The 25,385-nt window shown below is 56.5% G+C and carries 15 protein-coding genes and 1 pseudogene; 11 read left to right on the forward strand and 5 right to left on the reverse strand.

The features are described from left to right. Positions 1-450: 450 nt before the first annotated feature. Positions 451-4,233 (forward strand): DNA polymerase III subunit alpha, encoded by a 3,783-nt coding sequence (gene dnaE / locus Q0650_RS11120; RefSeq protein ID WP_298818936.1) that lies wholly within the window; start codon positions 451-453, stop codon positions 4,231-4,233. 79 nt (positions 4,234-4,312) lie between these two features. Here the strand turns inward: dnaE and Q0650_RS11125 are convergent, their stop codons facing one another. Further along, positions 4,313-5,542, reverse strand: a complete 1,230-nt coding sequence (locus Q0650_RS11125) for a hypothetical protein (RefSeq protein ID WP_298818938.1) — start codon at positions 5,540-5,542, stop codon at positions 4,313-4,315. 311 nt (positions 5,543-5,853) lie between these two features. Between Q0650_RS11125 and Q0650_RS11130 the strand changes: the two genes are divergently transcribed. Together Q0650_RS11130 and Q0650_RS11135 are read left to right on the forward strand one after the other, a co-directional pair. Further along, positions 5,854-7,116: a hypothetical protein gene (locus Q0650_RS11130; RefSeq protein WP_298818940.1), complete on the forward strand. Its 1,263-nt coding sequence runs from the start codon at positions 5,854-5,856 to the stop codon at positions 7,114-7,116. Positions 7,117-7,536: 420 nt separating this feature from the next. Further along, positions 7,537-9,711 (forward strand): hypothetical protein, encoded by a 2,175-nt coding sequence (locus Q0650_RS11135; RefSeq protein WP_298818942.1) that lies wholly within the window; start codon positions 7,537-7,539, stop codon positions 9,709-9,711. A gap of 97 nt (positions 9,712-9,808) precedes the next feature. Here Q0650_RS11135 and Q0650_RS11140 read toward each other — a convergent pair whose 3' ends face one another. Then, complete coding sequence (locus Q0650_RS11140; protein WP_298818944.1) at positions 9,809-10,423, reverse strand: superoxide dismutase; 615 nt, start codon at positions 10,421-10,423, stop codon at positions 9,809-9,811. Between the two features lie 92 nt (positions 10,424-10,515). After that, positions 10,516-11,148 carry a metalloregulator ArsR/SmtB family transcription factor gene (locus Q0650_RS11145; RefSeq protein ID WP_298818946.1) on the reverse strand — a complete coding sequence of 211 codons (633 nt, stop codon included), beginning with the start codon at positions 11,146-11,148 and terminating at the stop codon, positions 10,516-10,518. A gap of 179 nt (positions 11,149-11,327) precedes the next feature. Here Q0650_RS11145 and apbC point away from each other — a divergent pair, with 179 nt between their 5' ends. The 3 genes from apbC (at position 11,328) to htpG (ending at position 15,852) form a co-directional block, all read left to right on the forward strand. After that, positions 11,328-12,422 (forward strand): iron-sulfur cluster carrier protein ApbC, encoded by a 1,095-nt coding sequence (apbC, locus tag Q0650_RS11150; RefSeq protein WP_298818948.1) that lies wholly within the window; start codon positions 11,328-11,330, stop codon positions 12,420-12,422. A gap of 109 nt (positions 12,423-12,531) precedes the next feature. After that, complete coding sequence (moaA, locus tag Q0650_RS11155) at positions 12,532-13,593, forward strand: GTP 3',8-cyclase MoaA (protein ID WP_298818950.1); 1,062 nt, start codon at positions 12,532-12,534, stop codon at positions 13,591-13,593. A gap of 351 nt (positions 13,594-13,944) precedes the next feature. Beyond that, entirely contained in the window at positions 13,945-15,852 is a 1,908-nt protein-coding gene (gene htpG, locus Q0650_RS11160; RefSeq protein ID WP_298818953.1) for a molecular chaperone HtpG, read from the forward strand. 128 nt (positions 15,853-15,980) lie between these two features. Here the strand turns inward: htpG and pulA are convergent, their stop codons facing one another. Then, complete coding sequence (gene pulA / locus Q0650_RS11165; protein WP_298818955.1) at positions 15,981-19,553, reverse strand: pullulanase-type alpha-1,6-glucosidase; 3,573 nt, start codon at positions 19,551-19,553, stop codon at positions 15,981-15,983. A 333-nt stretch (positions 19,554-19,886) separates the two neighbouring features. Further along, positions 19,887-20,462 (reverse strand): DUF1997 domain-containing protein, encoded by a 576-nt coding sequence (locus Q0650_RS11170; RefSeq protein ID WP_298818957.1) that lies wholly within the window; start codon positions 20,460-20,462, stop codon positions 19,887-19,889. Positions 20,463-20,657: 195 nt separating this feature from the next. Between Q0650_RS11170 and Q0650_RS11175 the strand changes: the two genes are divergently transcribed. The 5 genes and pseudogenes from Q0650_RS11175 to Q0650_RS11195 form a co-directional block, all read left to right on the forward strand. Beyond that, positions 20,658-20,903 carry a hypothetical protein gene (locus Q0650_RS11175; protein WP_298818959.1) on the forward strand — a complete coding sequence of 82 codons (246 nt, stop codon included), beginning with the start codon at positions 20,658-20,660 and terminating at the stop codon, positions 20,901-20,903. Positions 20,904-21,120: 217 nt separating this feature from the next. After that, entirely contained in the window at positions 21,121-22,563 is a 1,443-nt protein-coding gene (gene proS / locus Q0650_RS11180) for a proline--tRNA ligase (RefSeq protein ID WP_298818961.1), read from the forward strand. A gap of 22 nt (positions 22,564-22,585) precedes the next feature. After that, positions 22,586-23,431 (forward strand): STAS domain-containing protein, encoded by an 846-nt coding sequence (locus Q0650_RS11185; RefSeq protein ID WP_298818963.1) that lies wholly within the window; start codon positions 22,586-22,588, stop codon positions 23,429-23,431. A gap of 20 nt (positions 23,432-23,451) precedes the next feature. Next, positions 23,452-24,381: an STAS domain-containing protein gene (locus tag Q0650_RS11190; RefSeq protein WP_298818965.1), complete on the forward strand. Its 930-nt coding sequence runs from the start codon at positions 23,452-23,454 to the stop codon at positions 24,379-24,381. A 441-nt stretch (positions 24,382-24,822) separates the two neighbouring features. Beyond that, positions 24,823-25,385: pseudogene (locus Q0650_RS11195) on the forward strand (STAS domain-containing protein); the annotation flags it as partial.

Here is a 25,385-nt window from a genome sequence, read left to right on the forward strand (position 1 = left end):
ACTCTCTCTAATGCGACCGGCAACGGCGCTCACCGCATCTGTGCGCTGTGGGATAAGAGTGCAGCGAGGAAACATTTTTTTCTCTCCCACAACCCCAGGAGAGAGACCGATTACAACCAGACAGGTGAGCGATGGCTACTTGCGTAGACACAATTCTCTCCTCAGCGAGCGAAGTGTCGGAAAAGCAGGCAGGTGATAAGGGAAAGAAGCGTTCCGCCTCAACACGATGCAAATATCTCTTACAGTTTGATGAAAGTCTGTTCGCAATGAAGGCACAGTGTGCTATAATCAGGCCAAATCACTGCGCCGCTGACTGCGCTTTATGTCGATATAATACCAAAAAAACGACACCACCAGCATTCTATCGGACAAATGTTTCAAGGCCTGGATCGCCTGTTTGCCTTTGATCGCGTCTTTCAAGTGTAAAGAGTTTTTACTGCGAGCACGCCCATGCATGACTTTGTTCACCTGCATGTCCATTCCGAATACAGCCTGCTTGACGGCTACGCCACCACCAAAGGTATCGCCCAACGCGCCGCCGCGCTGGGTATGGACAGCATCGCGCTGACTGACCACGGGGTACTGTACGGCGCAATGGAATTTTACGAGGCGGCAAAGAAGGCCGGTATTCGCCCGATTATCGGGATGGAAGCTTACATGGCTCCCGGCTCGCTCAGCGATCCGATGACCAGGGGCGGCAAGAACTATTTTCACCTGTTACTGCTGGCGCAAAACGAGACAGGCTATCGTAATCTGGTTAAGTTAACTACTCGCGCCCATCTTGATGGCATGGGCAAGGGTGTTTTTGCCCGTCCCCGGATTGATCGCGCTCTGCTCGAGAAGCATCACGAAGGTCTGATCGTGACCTCAGCCTGTCTGGCTGGCGAGGTGCTCCATTATCTCAAGAACAACGACCGTCGCACCGCTGTCGAAACCGCCGCCTACTATCGCGACCTGCTCGGCCCCGATCGCTACTACATCGAGCTGCAATTACACGATAACACGCCCGAACTCGAACCGCTCAACGATGAATTGGTGCGCATTGCTCGCGAACTCGGCATCCCGCTCGTTGCCACCAGCGATGCCCATTTCGTCCTGCCGTCTGACAAAGAGACGCAGCACAAGGTGATGGCAATGGGCATGAATATGACCTACGCCGAATTCTGCGCCCGTGAATATGCGATGGATGAAACCTACCACATTATGTCGGGCGAAGAGATGTGGCAACGTTTTCGTCGCTACGGCGCCGAGCCGCTTGAAAATACCCGCCGGATTGCCGATATGTGCCGCCTGAAGCTCGAGTTCGGCCGCGTGCAGTTGCCGGTCTTCGAGCTGCCCGAAGGCCATACTGCCGCTTCGTATCTGCGGCTTGTCTGCGAAGAGGGGTTGATGCGGCGCTTCAATGGCCGACCACCAGAGGAGTATGTGCGCCGCCTTGACTACGAACTTGATGTGATTAACCAGACTGGCTTTCCCGATTATATGTTGATCGTCTGGGATTACGTCAAGTTTGCTCGCTCGCGCGGCATTCCCTGTCTCCCACGCGGCTCGGCTGGCGCCTCGCTCGTGCTTTACGCTCTTGGCATCACCGATGTCGATCCGGTCAAGAATAAGCTGCTCTTCGAGCGCTTCCTCTCGCCTGAACGCCTCGAGATGCCCGATATTGACACTGACTTCGCCGATTCACGCCGCCAGGAGATTCTCGACTATATTGCCAATAAGTACGGACGCGAGAATGTAGCGCAAATCATCACCTATGGTACCCTCGGCGCCAAAGCTGCCATTCGCGATATGGGTCGCGTGCTGGATCTCGATCCGGCAGAGGTTGATCGCGTCGCCAAGCTCATTCCGGCGCTGCCGGTCGGCACAACTATTGCCCAGGCGCTCGAGCGGGTACCCGAATTGAAGCAGATCTACGAGACCCAGCCCCATCTGCGCGAGCTGATTGACCAGGCGCAAAAGGTTGAAGGTCGGATGCGTTCGGTTGGCACTCACGCTTGTGGCGTGGTGGTGAGCCGCACACCGCTCGAAGAGATTGTGCCGTTACAACGCACTACAAAAGACGAAAATGCCTTGATGGCCGCGTTCGAGGGGCCGACCCTGGCCAAGATGGGTCTGCTCAAGATGGATATCCTCGGGCTGACCAACCTGTCGGTGGTAGCCGAGGCGCTCAAGTATATCGAGCAGACGACCGGGCGAAAGATGTGGCTTGATGAGATTCCGCTAGATGATCCGAAGGTGTTTGAAGCCTTGGGCCGCGGTGAAACCAAAAATGTCTTCCAGCTTGAGTCGGCGGGGATGACGCGCTACCTTATGCAGTTGAAGCCGACCCGGGTAGAAGACCTCTACGCCATGGTCGCGCTTTATCGCCCCGGTCCGCTCGAACAGATCCCGGTGTACATCGAGAATAAAAACAACCCCTCCAAGATTCGCTACCTCCACCCGGTGCTTGAGCCGATCCTGGCCGACACCTATGGCGTGATCGTCTACCAGGAGCAGATTATGCAACTGTTGCAGACGGTCGCCGATTATACCCTCGGTCAGGCCTACATTGTGATTAAGGCAATCAGCAAGAAGAATAAAGAATTGATGGCCGAGAATGAAGCCATCTTTAAACAAGGATGTCAACGCAAAGGGATTAGCAAAGAGATCGCCGATCAGCTTTGGGAGTTGATCCTGCCCTTCGCTGGCTATTCGTTCAACCGGCCCCATGCTACTCTGTACGGCTTGCTCAGTTACCAGACGGCCTGGCTCAAGGTGAATTATCCGGTCGAATATATGACCGCAGTGCTGACCGGCGCCAACGGGGTCATCGAAGATGTCACCAAGGCTGCCCTCGAAGCGCGCCGACTCGGGGTGGCTGTGTTGCCGCCTGATGTCAATCGGTCTCAGAAGGGTTTCACTATCGAGCCGCTCGCGCCGCCACTGCCAGCCGGTGTGATCCACCAGCGCGGGATTCGCTTTGGTCTTATGGCGATCAAAAATGTGGGTGAAGGCCCGGTTGATGCTATCATCGCCGCTCGCGAGGCGGGCGGGCCGTTTCAGTCGCTCGAAGACCTGTGCGCCCGCGTCGATCGTCACGCACTCAATAAGCGCACTCTGGAAAGTCTGATTAAGGCCGGCGCCCTCGACTCGTTGCCCGGCACCCGGCGCCAAAAGCTGGCCATTCTCGATCAGGCGGTGAATGCCGGGATTGAAGCGCAAAAGGCGCGCGAGATCGGCCAGAGCAGTTTGTTCGACATCTTTGGCGAAGCGAATAACCCGATTGGCCCCGGAGTCGCTCGTATCCCCATGCCCTTGATCACCGAGACTCCTGCTGAACAGAAAGAGGTGCTCTTGTGGGAAAAAGAGCTACTGGGGCTGAATATTTCTGATGATCCCGTCGCGAAGGCGCTAGAGGGGATCGATCTGCGAGGGGCAACCGATCTCGGTTCAATTGAGGCCGAACATATCGGTGAGACCCTGACCTTTGTCGGAGTGTTGAGTGGTGTGCGTCGTATCGCGACCAGGAAAGGCGATTCGATGCTGGTCGCCACGCTCGAAGATCTGACCGGTAGTATCGAGATCGTCGTCTTCCCTAAAGTGTTGGCGAAATGTGCCGATCTCTTGCAGAACGATACGGTTGTGCGGGTGACGGCAAAAGTTGATAATCGCCGCGATACGCCGCAGCTTGTGGTTGAAAGCGTGGAAGCGCCGGGTACGATTGATACCACTCAGGCTGTCCAACCGGTTGAGATGGATCTCGAGGGGGTGAGCGACGAAATAGTCGGTGAGCTGATGATTGATCTGCCTGACCCTGCGCCGGTATCGGCTCCGGTAACACAACCGATTGCAGCAACAGAATCGGCCTCAGCGCCGGCTAAACCACCGGCAGTGCGCGCGCGGCAGCCGGTGAAGTTGAATGGGAGCGGCAACGGCCATAGCAATGGCCATGGGCAGAGTAATGGCAATGGTCATGCCAGGACAACCGAACCGACCCGAACCGAAAGCCAGCCAGCGCGCAACCTGCGCATCTATCTACCGCGCACGAATGATTTCGATGCTGATGTTGCGCTGATGCAGCAGATTCACCATCTGCTTAGCGCCACACACGGCAACGATCAGGTGACGCTATATCTGCCCAATGGCGTGGGTATGGTCGTGTTGCAATCGCAGCAAACGATCGAGGTATCGGAAACGTTGATCAACGAATTGCGCCAGATCCTGGGGCCAGAACGGGTGCTGGCAGCCTGACCGGCAGGTGTGGCGGAACGAATGAGGCAAGGTGACCGCCGATCAGGCGCGATCCTTGCCTCATTCCTGTATAGATGATTCATTGCGAGCGGATGGTAAAATCACCGACAAATGTCTGTTGCGAGTGATGGCTGTATAACACTAGCGTATAGTCGCCGGCTGGCAAATCACGGATCGCGAATGTGCCACGCACCCGACCGTCACCGTCGGCACGCGCGGTAGTCACCGTTACCGGCGGCGCGCCGCCAGGAGGGTTATACCAGATGCCAACCGGCTCGCCGGGGGCAAAACCTTCAGCGGTATATGTCAATGTCTGAGCGTCCAGTGTCAGACCTGGAATCCGCCATGTTACGAGCGCTGGCTGAGATCCAACAGTAAGGCGGGGGAGATTACTCTGACCACGCCCGAACTCAGTCAGATCATCGCGATACCACAATCGAGCCATTCGCCCGATGGCAAAGCCCAACGGCGCATCATCCCGCACCCGAAACCGGATGGTAATCGTAACCAGATCGCGGACAGCCGCCAATGGGCCGGTGCGAATGGTTATGAGTCCTGGCTTTACCTCGCTCACCCACACATCGGCGCGACCCGGATTCGCGTCAAGCAGGATCAGAGCAGCGTCATCGAAAGGCAGCTCAATCGTTGCCTCTCGCATTGGCCCACGCCCATAATTTTCCAACACGAGATCGAGCGTCAACACTGTGCCAGGTTGGGCCACATCATCGACTCGTTGCGCCAACACCACTCGCGCCGGTCGCGCTCGCTGCACTGGCAGTAACGTGTACTGAATATCGTCGATCAGCCATGTATCACGAAGGCCACTCACCTCAACCGTAGCGATTGCGCGACCCGTCGGCGCAGTGAGCACCACCTGATCGAGCTGCCCGGTGAAAGTATTGGCGTTAACTACTACTGACCCCAGCACACTGCCATCGGTCGCAAAGGCGGTAAAGGTTAACGGCTCAGAAGTTGCAACCATGCTACTAAAGGCGATCACGCCGCCAGGGAAAAAGATCCAGCCTTTGCCATCGCCGCTAACGCGAGCAAAGCCGTTGCCGTTAAGCGCAAACGCGCAAACACCACCAAAAGCGGGACAGTCGTTGGGAAATGGCGCGTTGTAACGCCCACTGCGCACATCGCCAAACCGCCAGCCGGGACTAAAGCTCAATCCACCATATTCGCCAATCGTTTGATTGTCGGTAAAACCCTCAAAATTGAGCGTGAACGTTTGGGTTGGTTGCGCGGCAACCGATGATGGAGAGAGAAAAAACCAGATAGTGAAGAATATCGCGAGATAACGATGCATAGCGCATCCCCACAACAGCGGTGATAATACCTTATTATAGCGGTAGATAAAGGAATATGGAATAGCAATTTTGTTAATGATGAACAGAAGAAAGATAAATTTTTTGCTATGCGATCCCTCTATTCCCCTGACTTCAGATCAATGCTATAGTAACGAACACAGCTTCTGATCGCCGTCTCACCTGTGTAACATCATCCGCCGATAGCACGTACATAGTTGCAAACCATGCTGGAACTCGCCGGCACAAACCATTGAAGAAGTTCTCAGACGTTTGCCTGCAAGCTAACGGTGACTTCACAAGGAGGTTGAGAATGTCCGCTCGCCGATACTGGTTCGTTTTTTTCGCTGGCCTTCTCATCGCCGCGCTTACCGCCTGCGGTAATGGCAACGCTTCACCAACTGCCGCGCCCACCCAGGAGGCCGCTGCGCCAACCCGCACACCCAGACCTACCCGTCCGCCAGACCCGACCCCCTCTCCTCGCCCTACGGAACCCATATCTGCGCCAACCGCAGCGCCAACCAATCCGAGCAATCAGCTCGCCATGGTTAAGATTGGCCCGCTGGAAACCTACTCACACTCAAGCGGAGTCTTTCGTCTCGATGTTCCCAACAATTGGACGCTGCAAGATAGCAGCACGAATGACGAGTTGTTGCTTATCTGGACGGATCCCACCGGTAACGGCGCGATTCTAGTCAACATCTTCGAGGATAGCCGCAGCTACACCGATAGCCAGCTTGTTGAGCTACTGAACAATTTCCTCATCGACCGTTTCGGTCGTCAGCCCGATTTCTATTATGAAGACCCGCGCCCGCAAAGCGATGGTAGCCAGCTTGTAGTCTGGTCGTATACTGCTACCGCAGACAACAATGTGCAGGCAACCCTGCTGGGGAACAGCTTTGTCGAACAACGTGGTGATAAGATTTCAATCCTGACCACGCTGGTTCCCGAAGACCAGTTTGAGACATTGGTCAGCCGAACTGACGAGATTATCAATACCTACCGAATCAACACGAGCGCCTCAATCGGCGGCACCACGATCGGCAGCAACAATACCGGGGGCAGCGCAAGCAGCAGCGGACTGGCTCCGGTTGAGATCGGGCAATTACGCACCTATACCCATACATCGGGTGTGTTCCGCATTGACATTCCGGTAAACTGGTCACTGACCGACAACAGCCGGCCCGGCGAATTGATTCTGGTCTGGACCGATCCCTCAAACAATGCGGCGCTGATTGTTGACATCCTCGAAGACAACACTCAGTACAGCGATAACGAGCTGGTTGACAAGCTGGTCGCCTTCTTGCAAAGCTCGTTCGGCAATCAACCCGACTTCTTCTACGAGGATCCGCGCCCGCAAAGCGATGGTAGCATCCTGATTGTGTGGGGATACACTGCCACTGCGTCTAATAATGTGCAGGCATCAATGCTGGGCAACAGCTTCATTGAGCAGCGCGGTAACAAGCTTTCGGTGTTGACAACCCTGGTGCCCGAAGACCAGTTTGATACGCTGGTCAGCCGGACAGATGAAATTATCAACACCTATCGGATCGATACCAGCGCGCGCGTACCATAGGCGGTACGTTTCGTGAGCGGAGGATGGGGCGCGGTATACCGCGCCCCATCGATGTGATCGGCCCAACCAGTGGCGCATAACCATCGGTTTCTGATGATCATCAGAAACTGCGACATCCTCGATGCGCGCAAGCGACTCGATAAGCCGGGTTGCCGGTCTTCAACCTGACCTTGCGCGCTTCGCGCCTCTTTTCCCTCACTTCCTCTACTACCATAAAGATCGATGTTCTTCCTGAACACGCGGCTGCAAAAAGTGCTGTAAAGCTCTTACCCTGGAAAACAAGTCACCCGGCTCATTGGGGCAATAGCCCACATCTTGTTCGCGCCACCTTTTCCAATCCGTTCCAAGCGATTCGATTGTGCGTTCACCTCCAACGCTCTTCGCTACAATCTGCTCTACCTGCGCGGAAAGGAAACACTCATGACCATCTGCGCCACCATTTCCAGGGTTGCTTTCATCGCGCTATTGACAGGGACGATACTGGCGCTGGCGCCGATCACCACTGCCACGTTGTCAACCGCTGATCTCATGCCGCTCAGCACAGCCATCTTCACCAGGCCCGGCTCAATTGAGGCTATGACGCCACTCTCTGATAACCGTATCCTGGTAGCCGGACATTTTACCGTCATTGGCAATAGCGTGACTCCGTACAGTCTGGCGATCATTCGTGGTGATGGATCGGTTGAGTCAGTATTGCCATTCGAGCAAGACCTGATTGTCAATAACATTACTGACATTGCTGTCCAACCCGATGGCAAAATCCTGCTGGCCGGCATGTTCAAGTGGAATACTATCAATCACTTCTTACTGCGCCTCCACGCTGATGGGCGCATCGATCAACCATTTCTAGCGGCTACCACAGGCATTTTTGGCAATATTTACACCGTGTTGTTCGACAATAACAAACTATTGATTGGCGGAAACTTCTATAACCCGACGCCATACCTGGCCCGCCTGAACCTCGATGGCACTCCTGATCCATCATTTACGCCAGCTACCGGACCTAATGGCATCGTCTACGATATTGCCCGCCAGAGTAACGGACAATATGTGATTGCAGGTAGTTTCAGCACATACAACGGAGTCGGACAAGTCGGCATGGCCCGGCTTCAGGCCAATGGTGCGCTTGACACCAGCTTCGTGCCCGGTGGATCTCGCCCCATGCGGCGAGTAGCCATACTCAACGATGGCACCGTCATAGTTGGTGGCGAAGACATCTGCAACGATCGGTCATTTGAGTGGTATACAGTCAGTGGCGCAGCCAGGCCACTACCCGATTGGCCTTCACCATCTCTGTTTGAATCAATCACAGCATTCTTGCCGCTACCCGATGGCGGTTTTCTGGTCGGCGGATGGTATTCCAACAATTGTATCAATGGAAATCCAACCCAACATCGAGGCGAAGTCTGGCGTTATGCAGCCAACGGCGCTTACCGCACAATGATAGGGCTAGGCGATCAATCCGACATACTGGCGCTGGCCATGCGCAGCGATGGCAATGTTATGGTCGGCGGCAAGAGTGAACCGCGATCCGCCAGTGCCATCGGGCTATTTAACGGGCTAACGTTACTATCAGCGGCAAATAATGGCCTTGAACGAAATCCTGCGTTCAACCTGCTGGTCGGTGACGAAGCCACCATCTACGACCTCAGTCTCTACCCCGATGGTCGCATACTGGTTAGCGGTGATTTTAGTTACGTCAATGGCCAACCCCGCTTCGGTCTGGCGCGTTTGCTGGCCAATGGCCAGCTCGACGAAGGATTTGCGCCATTAGCCAACCAGCCGGCTGGTTGGGTCAGCGTGGCGCTGGCATTGCCCGATGGTCGCGCAGTGATCGGCTGGGCCAACGGATTGTACGTCGTAGACCAGGCGCAACAGCTCACCAATATTTCGGCGTTGATCAACTACTTCTGGCCAACGTCACTACTCAGGCAACCTGATGGTCGGGTGCTGGTGGGCGCCAGTAGTGTGGTATACCGGTTAAATGCCGGTCTTAATGCAGTAGATTTCCAATATAACACGGACAATCGCGTGCGCGATCTGGCCTTCGATCCGGTGAGCGGTAAGCTGATCGTCGCAGGTGATTTTGGCGTGATCCGACTCAACAGTAATGGCACGCCAGACCCACAGTTTTCGGCCCCCACCTTTACCCGCGACGAATTACCGGCAACCATCCGAAGCGTTGCGATCACCAGTGATGGGCATCTGCTGGTTGGCGGCAACTTTAACCAGGTGAATGGGGTAGCACGAACGGCATTGGCGCGTCTTGCCAGCTCTGGTTCGCTGGATACAACCTTTCCGGCGCCAACCGGCTTCCAGGTCGTTAACGACATATGCATTCAGCAGGCAACCGGAGCAATCTGGATTGGCGGAACGGCGCTGGCCAGACTGAGCGCCAGTGGCACCGATCGGATGACATTGAACTATCAGCCGTTTCAAAGCAACACCGACTCTCTCAACCGACTCATCTGCGCCGACACTCACCTGCAGTGGGTTGGCGGGCAGTTCGGCTTCATCGAGCAGCGCCCGTTCCACGGGGTCGTTCGCTATCTGAACGTTCACAGCCGCGTCTTCGTGCCCTTACTCACCCGATAATAGATGCAGATGACTTCCCTGGAGGCAGGTCAGCGTATCAATAACGAGAAGGGACGACGCAATGCGTCGCCCCGATCCAAATCATGAGCGGTCAGCGCTAGCTCTTTGCCGCCGCGTAATGCTCGGCGACCTTTGCCCAATTCACCACGTTCCACCAGGCATCGACGTAAGCGGCTCGCTTGTACTGATACTTCAGGTAGTAAGCGTGCTCCCATACGTCGAGGCCGAGAATGGCGTGTTTGCCTTCCATCAGCGGATTATCCTGGTTGGGAGTGCTCATGATGCTGAGGCTACCATCTGGCGCAGCGATCAACCAGGCCCAGCCCGAACCAAACCGCCCCAATGCCGCTGCCTTAAACTTCTCTTTGAAAGCGTCAAAGCTGCCGAAGGCGGCATCGATGGCAGCAGCCAGTTCGCCATCGGGAGCGCCGCCGGCATTCGGCGCCATAATCTCCCAGAAGAAGGTGTGATTCCAGTGGCCGCCACCGTTGTTGCGCACCGCAGTGCGGATCGCTTCGGGGATGGCCTCGATATTGCTCAGCAACTCCTCAATGGTCTTGCCCTGCAAATCGGGATAGTTGGCCAGCGCGTTGTTTAAATTGGTAACATAGGTCTGATGATGATTATCGTGATGATAATGCATCGTCGCTTCGTCAATGTGCGGCTCAAGCGCGTTGTAGTCGTAGGGCAACGGCGGAACTTCGAATGCCATGAGAGACCTCCGTGGCAATTTCAAACAATGACGGCCACCTCTGGCCGTCTCTGGTTTGTACTGTTATTGTACCGCGAATTATCAAAATGATGCTAGGCTGGAATACGATAACGGCAGCAATGACCGCCTTCTGCGATGGTCATATCGCGTTCGATCGGCGTTGCCAGCAGCTCTTCGTATAAACGAAGCTCTTGATCACACATCTGCGGATAACGGCGCGCCACACAATCAAAAGGACAGTTGTATTGCGCCATGATCAGATCGCCATTGTCGAGCTGCTCGCATTCGCACATATACCCCTGATCGGCCAGTCGCTCGGCCAACGCGGCAACCTGCGCTGCTCGTGGCTTGCCGGACAGTTGCGGAGCAAGCTCGGCGCTTAGGGTCTTGCGCCGCTGCTCTAACACCGCGCCTATCGCTGCTTCCCCACCTACCGAGGCAACACTTTCGATCAGCTCACAGACTAACCGTTCGTAATGCTTGGGAAAGAATGCTTCCGCTCGTTCGGTCAGCGCGTAGAGGTGGGCTGGCCGGCCAACATTCCGGCGCAGACCGCAGATATAGACTAATCCCTCTCGCTCAAGAGCGGTGAGGTGTTGGCGAATGCCAACCGCGCCAATATCGAGTGCGGCGCTGAGTTCGACCGCGCTCATCTGGCCATGTCGACGCAGCAACTGTAAGATACTGCGCCGGGTTGCTCCCTGGGCTCTGCGCTCCACTTTCATTGCCGGCTTCACCACTTTACGAATTTTGACCTATTAATACAGCCTTAGTGTGAGTATAGCAACCGCGCTATACCCTGTCAAGCAACATAATTGCAGTCTCGGACTTTAATAATATTTTGCTTTCTTAATTCTCTGGTATAATGAAAGAGACGCGCAAACAGGCAGATGGAGTAAAACGCATGGGTCTCTTTTCAGGCAACCAATCGGCGCAGGTAACGGAAGAGCAGATTTTGGCGGCGCTCCGCCAGGTGCAAGAACCCGAGTTGGGCGGCGATCTGGTCTCGCGCCAGATGGTGAAGCATATTGCAATTTGTGATGGGATTGTCCGCTGTACTATCGAGCTGACCACACCGGCTTGCCCGCTTAAAGATCAGATCCGCACCGAGGTTGAAACGGCAGTGCGCGCCGTCCCCGGTGTGAAAGAGGTGAATGTTGAGTTTACCGCCAATGTGCGCCGGCCCGCCGGTATCCCTGAACAGGCCGCCATTCCCGGCGTTGCCAATGTGATCGCAGTTGCTGCCGGTAAAGGTGGTGTCGGCAAGAGCACGATTGCCGCCAATCTGGCTGTAGCGCTGGCCCAGATGGGCGCTCAAGTAGGTCTGCTCGACGCTGATGTCTTCGGGCCGAGCTTGCCACTGATGTTAGGCGCGCGTGGCCAACCGATGGCGGTCAGCGATGAACATGGCCAGCCGCTAATGCTTCCGCTAACGAACCACGGCATCAAAGTGATGTCGGTCGGTTTTTTGATCGATGAGTCGCAACCGGTGATCTGGCGCGGCCCAATGGTGAGTCAGTTGCTGCGTCAGTTCCTCTATCAGGTCGCGTGGGCGCCGCTCGATTACCTGATTATCGATATGCCGCCCGGCACCGGTGATGTGGCTTTGACCCTGGCCCAGAGCCTGCCGCTTACCGGCGCACTCATCGTGACGACACCGCAACAGGTAGCGACAATCGATGTCGTCAAAGCTATGGAGATGTTTCGCAAAGTGAACGTGCCGTTGCTCGGTATCGTCGAGAACATGGCCTATTTTATCGCCCCCGACACCGGCAAGCGTTACGACATCTTTGGCAGCGGCGGCGCCGAACGACTGGCGCGTCAGCTTGGCGTTCCCGTGCTTGGTCAGATCCCGCTCGGCATGAGCGTCCGTGAAGGCGGCGATAGCGGTCAACCGGCAGTGATCAGCGATGCGCCTGATGCCTATGCCGATCTCTTCCGTGAACTGGCCCGGCAGGTCGCGGCTCGCATTTCCGTGCTGCAATACGCCACGACGTAAATTGACCGCACCGGCGCAAAGTCCTTCTCGTTCGGCATTCTAGCCACTACGTCTCGCCAGGACTTTGCGCCACCCAGGGTATCGCTGTTTTGCACGATGAGGTGTGTTCATGGCTGCTAGACCGCTCTCCGGCACCACGCCGATCATCTTCTACGATCCGGTGCGTCATCCACGCTACCCGACCGACACCCCTGCCCTTGATCAGTATGGCCGTCGGATCGATTATCTGCGCGTCTCGCTGACCGATCGCTGCAATATGCGTTGCGTCTACTGCATGCCGGCGGTCGGTGTGCAATTCGCTCCCCGACCTGAATTGCTCACCAACGATGAGCTGTTGCTCGTTATCCACGCTGCAGCCCGGGCCGGATTTCGTAAGCTCCGCCTGACCGGCGGCGAACCGACCCTGCGCCACGATTTGGTGAATCTGGTGCGTGAACTCAAACGGATCCCCGGTATCGAGCATATTGCTATGACAACCAATGCGCTGCGCCTGCGCAAGCTGGCCCAACCACTGCGCGACGCCGGCCTTGATCGGGTGAATATCAGCATCGATACACTCGATCCGGTAAAGTTTCGCATGATAACCCGTGGTGGCAGCCTCGATGAGGTGTGGGCCGGCATCGAGGCCGCAGATGCTGCCGGCTTGCATCCGATCAAGCTCAACGCTGTCGTGGTGCGCGGGATGAATGATGAAGAGGTGGTGCGACTGGCTGGCTTGACGCTGGAACGTCCCTGGGAGTTTCGCTTTATCGAGGTCATGCCGCTTACCGGTGTGGCCGGCCTGGCCGAAGAGGGGATCGTATCGAGCGCCGAGCTGATGGCCCGCCTCGAACAACACTATGGGCCGCTGGAAGAGATCGGTCACGCGCCAAGTGATCCCGCCCGCACATACCGCTTGCCCGGCGCTAAAGGCGTCATTGGCTTCATCTCCAGTGTCAGCGATCCCTTCTGCGCCACCTGCAACCGGATGCGGCTCACCGCCGATGGCCGCCTGCATCTATGCCTGCTGCGCGACGATGAGGTCGATCTTCGCGCCGCAGTGCGCAGCGGCGCCACCGTCGATCAGATTGAACAGATCATCCGCCACGCGGTGTACATCAAACCCTGGGGTCACGGCCTCCCCGCCGGTGTTAAGCCGACGCTGCGCGGAATGTCAGAACTGGGAGGTTGATTGCTTTGACGGTGGCGAAGATTTCGGTAAGCGTTGATCTGGCTCTCACCGCCAAACTGGTGGTGAACAGTTGACCGTTGCCATCCTGGTGAGAGTGTCTTCGTCGGGATCATCATTCCCCAACGATAGATCATCGGTATCGTCAAAGCGCTCGGGTCAACTCTTAAAGATATTCTTGCACCCGTCGTTCATGATGGTTGTCGTAGTATTCCCCGGCTGCAATTTCCAACATCTCTCTAACGTTCAAAGACCGAATAAGTGATTACAATGCATGCTAGCGCATTATGTTGCGCTTGACGAGACATGTTTCCGTCAAGCTCGATCGGCTTTTAGCTTCAGCGAGGGAGGGCTATGACAACCGAATCGTTGACCGAAACGGGTCGGCAATCGCATACCTTCAAAGCCGAAGTGCAGCAGGTGCTGTACATTCTGGCCCATTCACTCTACACCGACCGCGAAATCTTTTTGCGCGAACTGATCTCCAACGCCTCCGATGCGATCAACCGGATGCAGTTCGAGATGTTGACCAACCGCGAAGTACGAGATCCAGATCTCGAACCCCAGATCACCATTGAGGTAAACAAAGAAGCGCGCACCATCGCGATCAGCGATACCGGTATCGGCATGACTGCCGATGAAATGGTTGAGCATCTCGGCACAATTGCCCAGTCGGCGGCGCGCGCCTTTGTGAGTCAGGCTGGTGAAGGCGCGAAACAGACGGCCAGCGAGATCATCGGTCAGTTTGGCGTCGGTTTCTACTCGGTCTTCATGGTTGCCGATAAGGTGACGGTGGTGTCACAGTCGTATCGACCGAATGCGCCGGCGGCCATGTGGGAGTCGACCGGTGGCGATAGCTTCACCGTTGGCCCGGCTGAACGCGCTCAGCGCGGCACGACGATCACCCTCCACTTGAAGGAAGATGCCGCCGAATTCGCCGATCCCTGGCGGATCGAGCAGATTGTCCGTCGCCATTCCAACTATGTTGCGTTCCCGATCATGCTCGATGGTCGCCAGATCAATGCCCGCACCGCGATCTGGCGCAAGGCGCCGCGTGATGTGACCACCGAAGAGTACAACGATTATTATCGTCAGTTGACCCTCGATAGTCAGCCACCCCTGAGCTACATCCATATCTCAACCGACGCGCCGGTTGATCTGCATGCGATTCTTTACATTCCTTCGCGGCGCGAACGGGGTATTCTCGAACGCCGGATTGAAGGTCAGATCAAGCTCTATTCGCGCAAGGTGCTGATCCTCGAAGAGGCGAAAGACCTGCTGCCGGCCTATTTCCGCTTTGTTGAGGGTGTGGTTGATAGCGAAGACCTGCCCCTGAACGTATCGCGCGAGAGTGTGCAAAGCGGTACGGCTGGCGGATCGCCAGTGATGCAACGCTTACGCAAGACACTTACCGGGCGCCTGCACAAGGAGTTGAACGATCTGGCTGAGCGCGACCCTGAAAAGTATCGAACTTTTTGGAAAGAGTTTGGCCCCTTCATCAAAGAAGGCATTGCCACCGATTACGAGCATCGTAGCGACCTGCTCAAGTTGCTGCGCGTCCAGACCACCAGGAGCGGCGATGAGTGGATTACGCTGGCCACCTACAAAGAGCGAATGGTTCCCGGTCAGAAGGAGATTTACTATCTGATGGCAGCCAGCCGCGAGGCGGCGCTGAGCAGTCCGCACCTGGATCCATTGCGCGCCCGCGACATCGAGGTCATCCTCTTTACCGATTTGATGGATGGTTTCATGTTGTCCGGTCTGCGCGAGTACGATGGCCTGCGTCTGCGCAATATCGACGAAGGCGAGCTGGATCTACCGGGCGAAGTTGAGCGGCCCGCTCCGGTCATCGATGATACACAATTCACTGCGCTGGCCGAGCGGATTGCTGCCACTCTTGGCGAGCGGCTAAAAGAGGTGCGCGCCTCGAAGGTCCTCCGCGACAGTCCGGCCCGGCTGGTGGCCGATGAAGCGGCATTCGGTCGTGAGATGCAGCGAATCCAGCACATCCTCGGTCACGAAGTGGAGAGCAAACCGCGCATTCTGGAACTCAATCCAGCTCACCCGTTGATCGCGGCGCTAGCGCGCCGCGCCGCTGCCGATCCCAACGATCCGCTGATTCCGCTGGCTGCCGAGCAACTCTACGATAATGCGCTGCTGATAGAGGGTCTCCACCGCGACCCGGCAGCAATGGCGCCGCGCATTCTGCGGTTGCTGGAAATGGCAGCAGGGATAGGGGCAGATACTGGCGAATCGGCGTAGGATACTGGCCTGATGCGATCATTGGCGAGACACGCTTCCGATCGCGCTAAGCCTGTCTCGATAACGATCACGAAGGGGCGCTTGAGTGTGCGCCCCTTCGTGATCTATCAGCTTAGCTTTGCGTTCATCTACCGCCGGCGTCGCGCAACGAACCAGCCAGCTCCACCTAACACGATAACGGCCAGCACAATCCACAACCACCACAACCCGCCGACGCCACTGCCGGTTGCCAGCGATGTTGGCGGCGACGCAGGGGTTGGCGCTGCACTCGTCGGCGCTGCACTCGTCGGCGCTGCGCTCGTCGGCGCTGCGCTCGTCGGCGCCGTAACTGTCGACTCTGGCGCAGCGATCAGCGGACGCGGCCCGACAAACACCACCGTCGTTCGTCCGGGCACGCTAAAAGTACCGTCGGCGCTGTAACGCGACGCGATCACGCGCTCGTCACTCGAAGACACCTGCACATCGTGCAAACCCAGATCACCGTTAGCCAGTTCGGGGATGGTAATCGTCACCGGATCAGGGCGAGCATTGAACAGCACGACCACCTGCCCGATATTCGGATCAAGCCGAGTCGGGCCATTGTCGCTAATGCTCATGACAATCAGACCAGGGATCTGATCGGGACCATTGTTAAAGAATGAAACCATTCGCTCAACTTCGGCGGCAGTGCGTAACCGGAAGAGCGGCGTACTGCGGCGAATACGCAACATCTCGCGGAAGTGGTCGTAGGTCGCGCGCATCAGCGTTGCGTCAGGCTTGAGCGCAGGATTGGCCAGCAAGGGCGCCATCACCGGCCAGTTGCTCTGGTTGTCCCAGGCCGGAGGCAAACCCGATCCGAAGGTGTTTTCTTCGCCACGCCAATCGATCCGGTTAAACCAGTCAGAAGAATTGTAGCTGTTGCGATCGAGTGATTTCGACCGCAACAGTTCATCGCCGGCATGGAAGAAGGGGATGCCTTGAGCCAGGGCGGTGAGCGAAAGACCCAGTTGCGCCATCCGTGCCCGTTCGCTAATCGGCGTACTGGCCGCCGCTTTCAGTTGCACGGCGTCAAAGAGAGTCTCGTTATCGTGCGCTGAAACATAGACAATCTGCTCTTGCGGATCGAGTGTGTAACCACCGGCAGCGCCACGGTATTTGATCTGCTCGCCCGGCACCAGCCGACCTTCGTAATTCACCATCCGGTAGGTTTTGAGATTGCCGGCCAACCCTAACTTGATCAAATCAGTCTCAGCCAGCAACTTGATTCGCTGCGCCTCAGGCGTACCCTGCGCAAAGTCGCTCGGATCGGTTGCCAATCCCGAAATAAAGCCCTGCAAGCGCGGATCATCGAACGGGCCGCCGCCGCGGGCCGCGTCGCGCAATCGGTCAGAGAAGGTGGCAATGCCGGTGCCGGCCATATTGAACTGCGTGGCGTTGATGCCGCGCGCATTGTTGGCAACCTCACCGAAATTCCAGCCTTCACCGTAAATAATGATCGACTTGCCATCAACGCCATCACGTTCCAGGGTCAACGCATCGAGCGCCTGGCGGACTGCCAGCATGTTGTCCTTCATGTGATGGCCCATCAGGTCGAAGCGAAATCCATCCACTCTGTAGTGCTTCGCCCACAGCACGACCGAGTCGATCATCAATTTTTCCATCATCCGGTGCTCGGTAGCAGTATTGGCGCAGCAGGTTGAGGTGGTCACATTACCTTCACCGTCGAGCCGGTGATAATAGCCGGGCACAATCCGGTCGAGCACCGAGCGCGGATTCTGACCGCTGGCATTCGTATGGTTGTAGACGACATCCATCACAACGCGCAGACCGATCTGATTCAACGCCTGCACCATTTCACGGAATTCCAGCGTGCGTTGCGGGCCATCGGGATTGGTGCTGTAGCTCCCTTCCGGCACAGAGTAGTGGTAGGGATCGTACCCCCAATTGAAGCCATCGAGATCGCGGATCGGCTCGATCAACGCCTGCTGTTCGGGTGAATCGGGCGGCAACGCGCGCAACTGATCGTAAGGCAGTGGTTCCTGCCGCTCGCGGATCTCTTCAATCGTTGCAATATCAAATACCGGCAACAGATGGACATGCGTCACACCGGCCTCGGCCAGCTCGGCCAGATGACGCATCCCTGCGCTGTCACGCGCGGTAAAGGCGCGGAACGTACCGCGCAGATCGGCGGGCACCGTTTCATCGAGAATGCTGAAATCACGCACGTGCAATTCGTAGAGCACTACATCTTCCGGCGCGGCCAGCGGCGGCTTTTGCAGCGTATCCCACCCTGGCGGCTGCAAAGCCGGATCGTTCAGATCAATAATCTGGCTGCGGGCACTATTGGCGCTCAGCGCAATTGAATAAGGGTCGGTAACCAGATTCGACACCACCCGGCCCACAGCGGGCACATAGACATCAACCTCAAACAGATAGTACTGACCGATCCAGCTCGCTTCGCCCCGAATACTCCAGACTCCGGTAGCCGAGTCGAGCGTCATTGGCAACACAATTGCACTCGTTTCCGGATTGGAATCGACGAAGCGATGCAAGCGCACCTGCCGCGCCGTTGGCGCCCATACTCTAATGACCGGCAGGCCGTCTTCAATCGCCACCCCGAGGGGGCCATCGTAGGGGAAGAGCGCATCGAGTGCACCGGGAATCTGTACCCGCGTGGCATCGAGTGGCTGACCATTCTCATCATACATCGCGACCACGAGCTGACCGCGGGTCAGACCGATCAGGCGGGCGCGATCGAGTGGTGGCAACTTGAAGGCACTAAACCCGGCCAGATGCGGGAATTTGGCTAACGCCGGGCCGGGGCCGGCAGGGGTAAACGTGAGATCGATCCGACGACCACCGGAAACTCCTTCCGGTGTAAGCCTGATCTCACCGGCGGGATCGCTAAACAGCGCATAACGGTAACGCGGTGAACCGATCACATTCCAGACAATCGTATCAGCATCAACCCAATAAGCGCGGGCGCGTGAAATATCGCCTTTGGGCGCGCCGGCGGTTGAAATCGTCACTTCGCCACTCCTTGCGTTGTAGCCGATGTATACCTCACCGCCCTCCGCGACCTCGATCACAAACGGCGATCCGTTTGGCCCACCCTCGCCGATAGCGCCATCGAGTGTCTCACCGATTGCCAGTCGCAACCGGTATTCCCCGGCGGGAATACGGTTGGTAGTGAAGGTATACAGGCCATCGCCATCAGGGTCTTGCAACCATGATCCGAGACACGTCGGATCATCGGCAACAGCGCAGCCGAGGGCAGGCTGAAAATCACCCACGGCCACGATGAGCGGTGTATTGATACTATCCGTCACCCAATGCGTCTTGTGGTCGTAGACAAAGCGCACCGTGGCGGGCGCAGGCACCTGCAACGGAATGTTTGGCCCGTCACGACGGGCATTGAGGCCATAATTCTCTGCCCAACTATCATTCAATGCGACCTTATACTCGTAATACCCCGACGGCAACTCAAAACGCGCGCTCCAGACATCAACTGTCGGGTCATAGGTCAGATACGTTACGCTACACGACGGTTGCCAATCACCCGGGCAACCCAGCACACTCTGGATGGTACCAGGAATGGTGACCGTTTTTGGATCGGGCGTCGTTTGCGCTGCGGTTGGCAAGGCAGCTAACGGCCAGCAGAATAAGAGCGCCATCACCAACACTGTTGACGCGCGGCGGTACCAGGCACGGGTCAGCATCATCTTCACCTCTGAATAGTTGGCAGCGAAACTATTTGCGCGTAGTATAGCAGGAGACCCGGAGAAAAGGCAAACGTCAACTGGCCGGGCGCAAGTGGGAACGATCCGGTAGTCAGAACTCAAAGTCTGGATCGAGGCATGGATAACCAGCGTCAGGCTACAGGCAGGAACGATCCGAGAGTCAGAACCGTCAAGCGCGAATGGCAGTGGCAGGCGAAGCTGAAATAAGGCGTGACATCGAATGGCGCGAGCGCAGAATCTTTGGTAACAAGCGCAGCTTAGGGGCAGGCATGATTGCAACTACAACCCGGCGCGCCCCGAAATCTGCCGATACTATCACTCGATGCTACCGATCCAGGCCTGAAAATCGGCATCAATCGCGCGCGAGAAACCGGTAATCATATGGTTCATTTTATATTCCATTGAGCGCTCGCCAATCGATTGCAACACATGGCCAGGCATAAACCAGAGCACTTTTGGCACCGGAATCGTCATCGCCAGCTCGACGGTATACTCGACATCGGTACCGTGGGCATGGGGGTAGAAGACTGCTTCGGCGAAAAGCTGTCCAGGAAAGACAAAGCCGGTCAGATCGATAGGAGGCCCATCATCAACCGGCACGATACGGATCGCCCGGTGAGGCTCGAAGATGGCGGCAATATCGAAGTAACCGGCCATCGCATGACCATGGCCATCAGTTGCTCCGACCACCAGCCGATACCGGTTGGGAGCGTAAGCGAACACTTCGATCACGTCTGGCAGCAGACTGAACACTGCCGGAATGTCACAAAAATACTCGTAGGCGAGATCGAGTGGACTGTTGAAGCGGAAGAGGTGAACGGCAGCGCCATGTAGATCAACGGCGCGACGTTGATCATCTCTGACAGCGGAAGATGGGTAGGGCGCCGACATAGACGCTCCTCGGCGCAACTCCGGAAACGGAGAGCGCGAATTTCATATATGACATCAATCACGGCCAGTATAGCATCTCTCCTGGCTTTACGCAAGCAACATCAGGATTGACGTTTTGCTTTTTGCGTAATAGAATGAACAACAGGACCGCGATCACAACGCCGCTGCCGATTCGGCTGCGGGAAGGAGCGACCAATGGCTGTCAAAGAGAGCGACGGCATCTTCAGCATGATGTTCCGCGAAGTCGGCCTCTTCTGGGAACAGGTATGGAAGTGGACTGAAGAGCAGACCAAAGCTGATCGCGAGCAAGAGAAGATTGATCAGCAGCGACGATTGGCCGAAGCACAGGCGCGCCTGCTCGAACAGATTCGTCTGGCGAAAGAGGCCGGCCTGGATGTCGATCGCATCATGGCCGCAATGCAACAAGAGCTGAAAAAATAGTTACGGACATAACCCGATTCGGTTCGAGTATGCCGCTGCAACCGTCTTGTCAGGGTAGTCAGATCCCGCTCTCTGTGAGAGCGGGATCTTGTATCATGTAATATATACCCTCACTCACACTGCGCCGCGCGATATTCGCGTATCTCGGCTATAATAGCGAAAGGGATCAGCGCCGCGCGCTGACAATGAGTGTTTATAACCAGCCCGAGGAAGTGGCATGCCAAAAGACGTTATTACTCAACGTAGCGTTGACTATAACCAGTGGTACCTTGATATTGTACGCGAAGCCGATCTTGCCGAAGTCGCCGAAGTGGTGCGCGGCTGTATCGTCGTGAAGGCGCACGGGTGGGCGATCTGGGAATTGATGCAGCGCGCGCTAGACGAACGGATCAAGGCCACTGGCCATGCCAACGTGCAGTTCCCGCTGCTTATTCCCAAGAGCTTTATTATGAAAGAGGCGCAGCACGTTGAGGGATTCGCGCCTGAAGTAGCCGAAGTGACCCGCGCAGGTGGCGAAGAACTGGCCGAACCATACGTCATCCGTCCCACTAGCGAGACGATTATCGGCTACTTCTACAGCAAGTGGATCCGCTCGTACCGCGATCTGCCGTTGCTCTACAACCAGTGGGCCAACGTTATGCGCTGGGAAATGCGCACCCGCCCCTTCCTGCGCACTGCCGAATTCTGGTGGCAAGAGGGTCATACCGCGCACGCCACCGAAGCTGAAGCCGAAGAAGAGACACTCCGCATTCTGCACGAGGTCTACGCCGACTTTGTTGAAAAGGAGATGGCGGTTCCCGTCATTCGCGGTCTCAAAACCGAAAAAGAGAAGTTTCCCGGCGCGCTCCGCTCGTACTGCATCGAGGCAATGATGCAAGACGGGCGCGCCTTGCAAGCCGGCACTTCGCATAACCTTGGGCAAAACTTCGCCCGCGCCTTCGATATTACCTTTACCGACCAGAATAATACCATCCAGTACGCCTGGACAACGAGCTGGGGCGTGAGCACCCGGCTGATCGGCGCGTTGATTATGACCCATTCCGACGATGAAGGGCTGGTATTGCCACCGCGTCTCGCTCCTATTCAGGTCGTAGTGGTACCAATTTACAAAAACGATGAAGAGCGGAGCGCAGTAATGGCCGCTGTCACCCGCATGACTGCCGAATGGAAAGGGCGACTGCGCTTTAAAGTTGATGACCGCGATAACTACAGCCCTGGCTACAAATTCAACGAGTGGGAACTGAAGGGAGTGCCAGTGCGGATCGAGATCGGGCCGAAAGATGTCGCTAAAGAGACAGTCGCCCTCGCTCGCCGCGATCTGCCCGGCAAAACCGGCAAGAGTTTTGTTCCCCAAGCCGGTCTGACCGAACGTATCGAAGCGCTCCTGAGCGAAATGCAAACTGCGCTCTTCCAGCGCGCGCTCGCCTTCCGCGAAGCCCATACTGCCGATGTGACCACGTATGAAGAACTAAAAGCTCAGGTCGAACGCGGCTTTGCCCGCGCCTTCTGGGCTGGCGATACCGCCGACGAGAAGCGTATCCAGGAAGAGACCCGCGCGACAATTCGCTGCATTCCACTCGAGCAGCCCGGCATAACCGGTCGCTGTGTCTACACCGGTCGCGAAACCGATCGGCAGGTAATCTTCGCTCGCGCATACTGAATCAAGATCGCCGAGGAGCGCTATGAGTGCCACACTGCTAGAACTGGCCGGCTTTATTCGCGAACGTCTCCCGCGAGAGAGTGAGCGATTATGCCGAACACTTCAAGAAACCAGCAGCGGCTATGCCGCGATCCCGGCTGATGAATTGCGCCCTGCCCTCCAGCGCTCAGTCGAAACTATCTGCGCGCTCTTCGGCGATCAGGACAGCAAGCCAGTGCAGGCCTGGGCGCCGCAAATTGGCGAACGCCGCGCCCGCATGGGGCTATCGCTCGATGACATGATGACCGTCGTCTCGGTTATCCGTGAATTCTGCTGGCAAGAACTCGATACCTTTGGCAATGAACGCCTGACGATCAACGATGTGCGGATGTTTGAAGATGCGATCAACGAATTTAACCGCTTGCTCCTGCTCGGATACAGTCAGGCGATGATTTCGCTCCAGCAAGAGCTGCGCGATCAGGCGGAACAGATCGAAGCCCAACAACAGACCATCCGCGAGCTGAGCACGCCTATTTTGCCGCTCTACGAAGGCATTCTGGTCTTGCCCCTGGTCGGCGCGATCGATAGCTTCCGCGCCGGTCAGATTATGGAACGGCTGCTCACCGCGATTGCCGAACGTCAGTCAGACATCGTGATCATCGACATTACCGGCGTGCCGGTGATCGATACCGCCGTCGCCAACTACCTGCTGCAAACGGCGCGCGCCGCCCAACTGATCGGCGCCCAGGTCATTCTGGTCGGGATCGGCCCGGAAATTGCTCAGACTATCGTCCAGCTTGGCGTTGACCTGAGCGGTATTGCGATTGGCGCCAATCTGCAAGCCGGGATTGAGCTAGCGTTGAGTCGGCTAGGATTTGCGATTCGCTGATTGAATGAGCGGTGTGAGCTATGGACAACGTATTAGCCGAGATCGCCGCCTTTGCCGAAACCAAACTGACGACTGCTGCCGAAGTTTTCACCGACCGTCTGCGCGCTCAACAACCAAACTATGCCAGCATGGATCGCGCTGCGCTGTTGCAGGCGATCACGACCTCACTTAAGACGTTAGCTATTGCCATGAGCACCGGCAATACCGGCCCATTCCTTGCTCACGCCAAAGCTGTTGGCGAGGCGCGCGCAGCAAGTGGGTTTATTGCCGCAGACATGTTTACGGCTCTCAACGGGCTACGGCATACGGCCTGGGAACTGATCAATTCCTTTGACCGCGACCGCCAGATTGTACAGGTATGGCACGTTCGCCAAGTAGAAGACCTGTTGCAAGAGTTTGGGCGAACATTGTTGATCAGCTTCAGCAACACCTATCGCAATCTGCAAGAGCAGATCTCCCAACAGGCCAGGCAAATTGAATCCCAACAACAGACCATCCGCGAGCTGAGCACGCCCATTTTGCCGCTTTACGAAGGCATTCTGGTCTTGCCCCTGGTCGGCGCAATCGATAGCTTCCGCGCCGGCCAGATTATGGAACGGCTGCTCACCGCGATTGCCGAACGTCAGTCAGACATCGTGATCATCGATATTACCGGCGTGCCGGTCATCGATACCGCCATCGCCAACTACCTGCTGCAAACGGCGCGCGCCGCCCAACTGATCGGCGCCCAGGTCATTCTGGTCGGGATTGGCCCGGAAATTGCCCAGACTATCGTCCAGCTTGGCGTCGATTTAAGCAAGATTACCATTGGCGCCAATCTGCAAAACGGGATTGAGCTGGCTCTCCACCGCATTGGGCCGGCCATCCAACCGGTCAGAGCCATTCGGGATCAACCCGGTTCGCGCCTTATGGCCGACATAGTGAGGCAACCAAGGATCATCTGGAACTGATTTGGGAATCGAGGGGGATTGAATAGTTGGCGCGCTGTTCGACCAGCACAGCTCTGATTGTCGGACAGCGCAGAGCGTCGAGTGGAGGGAGTGCCTGAAACAATCGGCATTTCCCATCCTGGTCAGATCACCGCTTGCGCTACCTGCGCTATCCCCGAACAGAGTATGCTTAATTCAAAGAAAACCGCATTAGGGGGCAGTAAGTTTTTGTGTTACAAAACGAGTTTCATAACAACTGTTTGCCACTATCAGACCGGCTCAACGCATAAACTACCTGCTCGAGAATGGCAAGTCAATACACATTAGCAGTATAATGTATCAAGGCCCAATTGCTGCCTGATGGCAAACCATACCTTGCAAAGGTTGCAAGCAGACGCTGACAGTTGCCGGGACGCAACACAAACATTGCCTGATAATCTGTTTCAGCGACAGGGAGGTCGCGTGACCAACGTTTTTACTGCGCTCCAGGATTTTCTCTTCAGCCGTCGTGAGTGGATGCTGGCTGAGCTGGCTCATCGCGCGCGGCAGCAAAGCCAGGGCTATGCTGCGTTTAATCAGGAAGACCTGCTGGCTACGATGAACACGACCATTGAGGTTCTGGCTGAAGCGATTGGCACTCAGGATCAACTGCCATTTATTGCCTATGCTGAAGCGCTAGGCGAGATGCGCGCCCTCGAAGGGTTTACTCTGACCGATGTACTGATTGCGATCAATAACTTTCGTTCCCTTACCTGGGAGGTGTTTGAGGCATTTGTCGCCGAACAGCCTGATTGCACAATCAAGCATGCGCGGATTGTCGAAGATTTGCTTGAACAATTCAAGCGGGCGATGATAACAAGCTTCAACCTTACCTATCTCCAGTTACACCACCAGTTGCGCGATCAGGCCGAGCAGCTCTCAGCCCAACAACAGACCATCCGCGAGCTGAGCACGCCCATTTTGCCGCTTTACGAAGGCATTCTGGTCTTGCCCCTGGTCGGCGCAATCGATAGCTTCCGCGCCGG

It is taken from the genome of uncultured Chloroflexus sp. (assembly GCF_937129525.1).
Lineage (GTDB): Bacteria > Chloroflexota > Chloroflexia > Chloroflexales > Chloroflexaceae > Chloroflexus.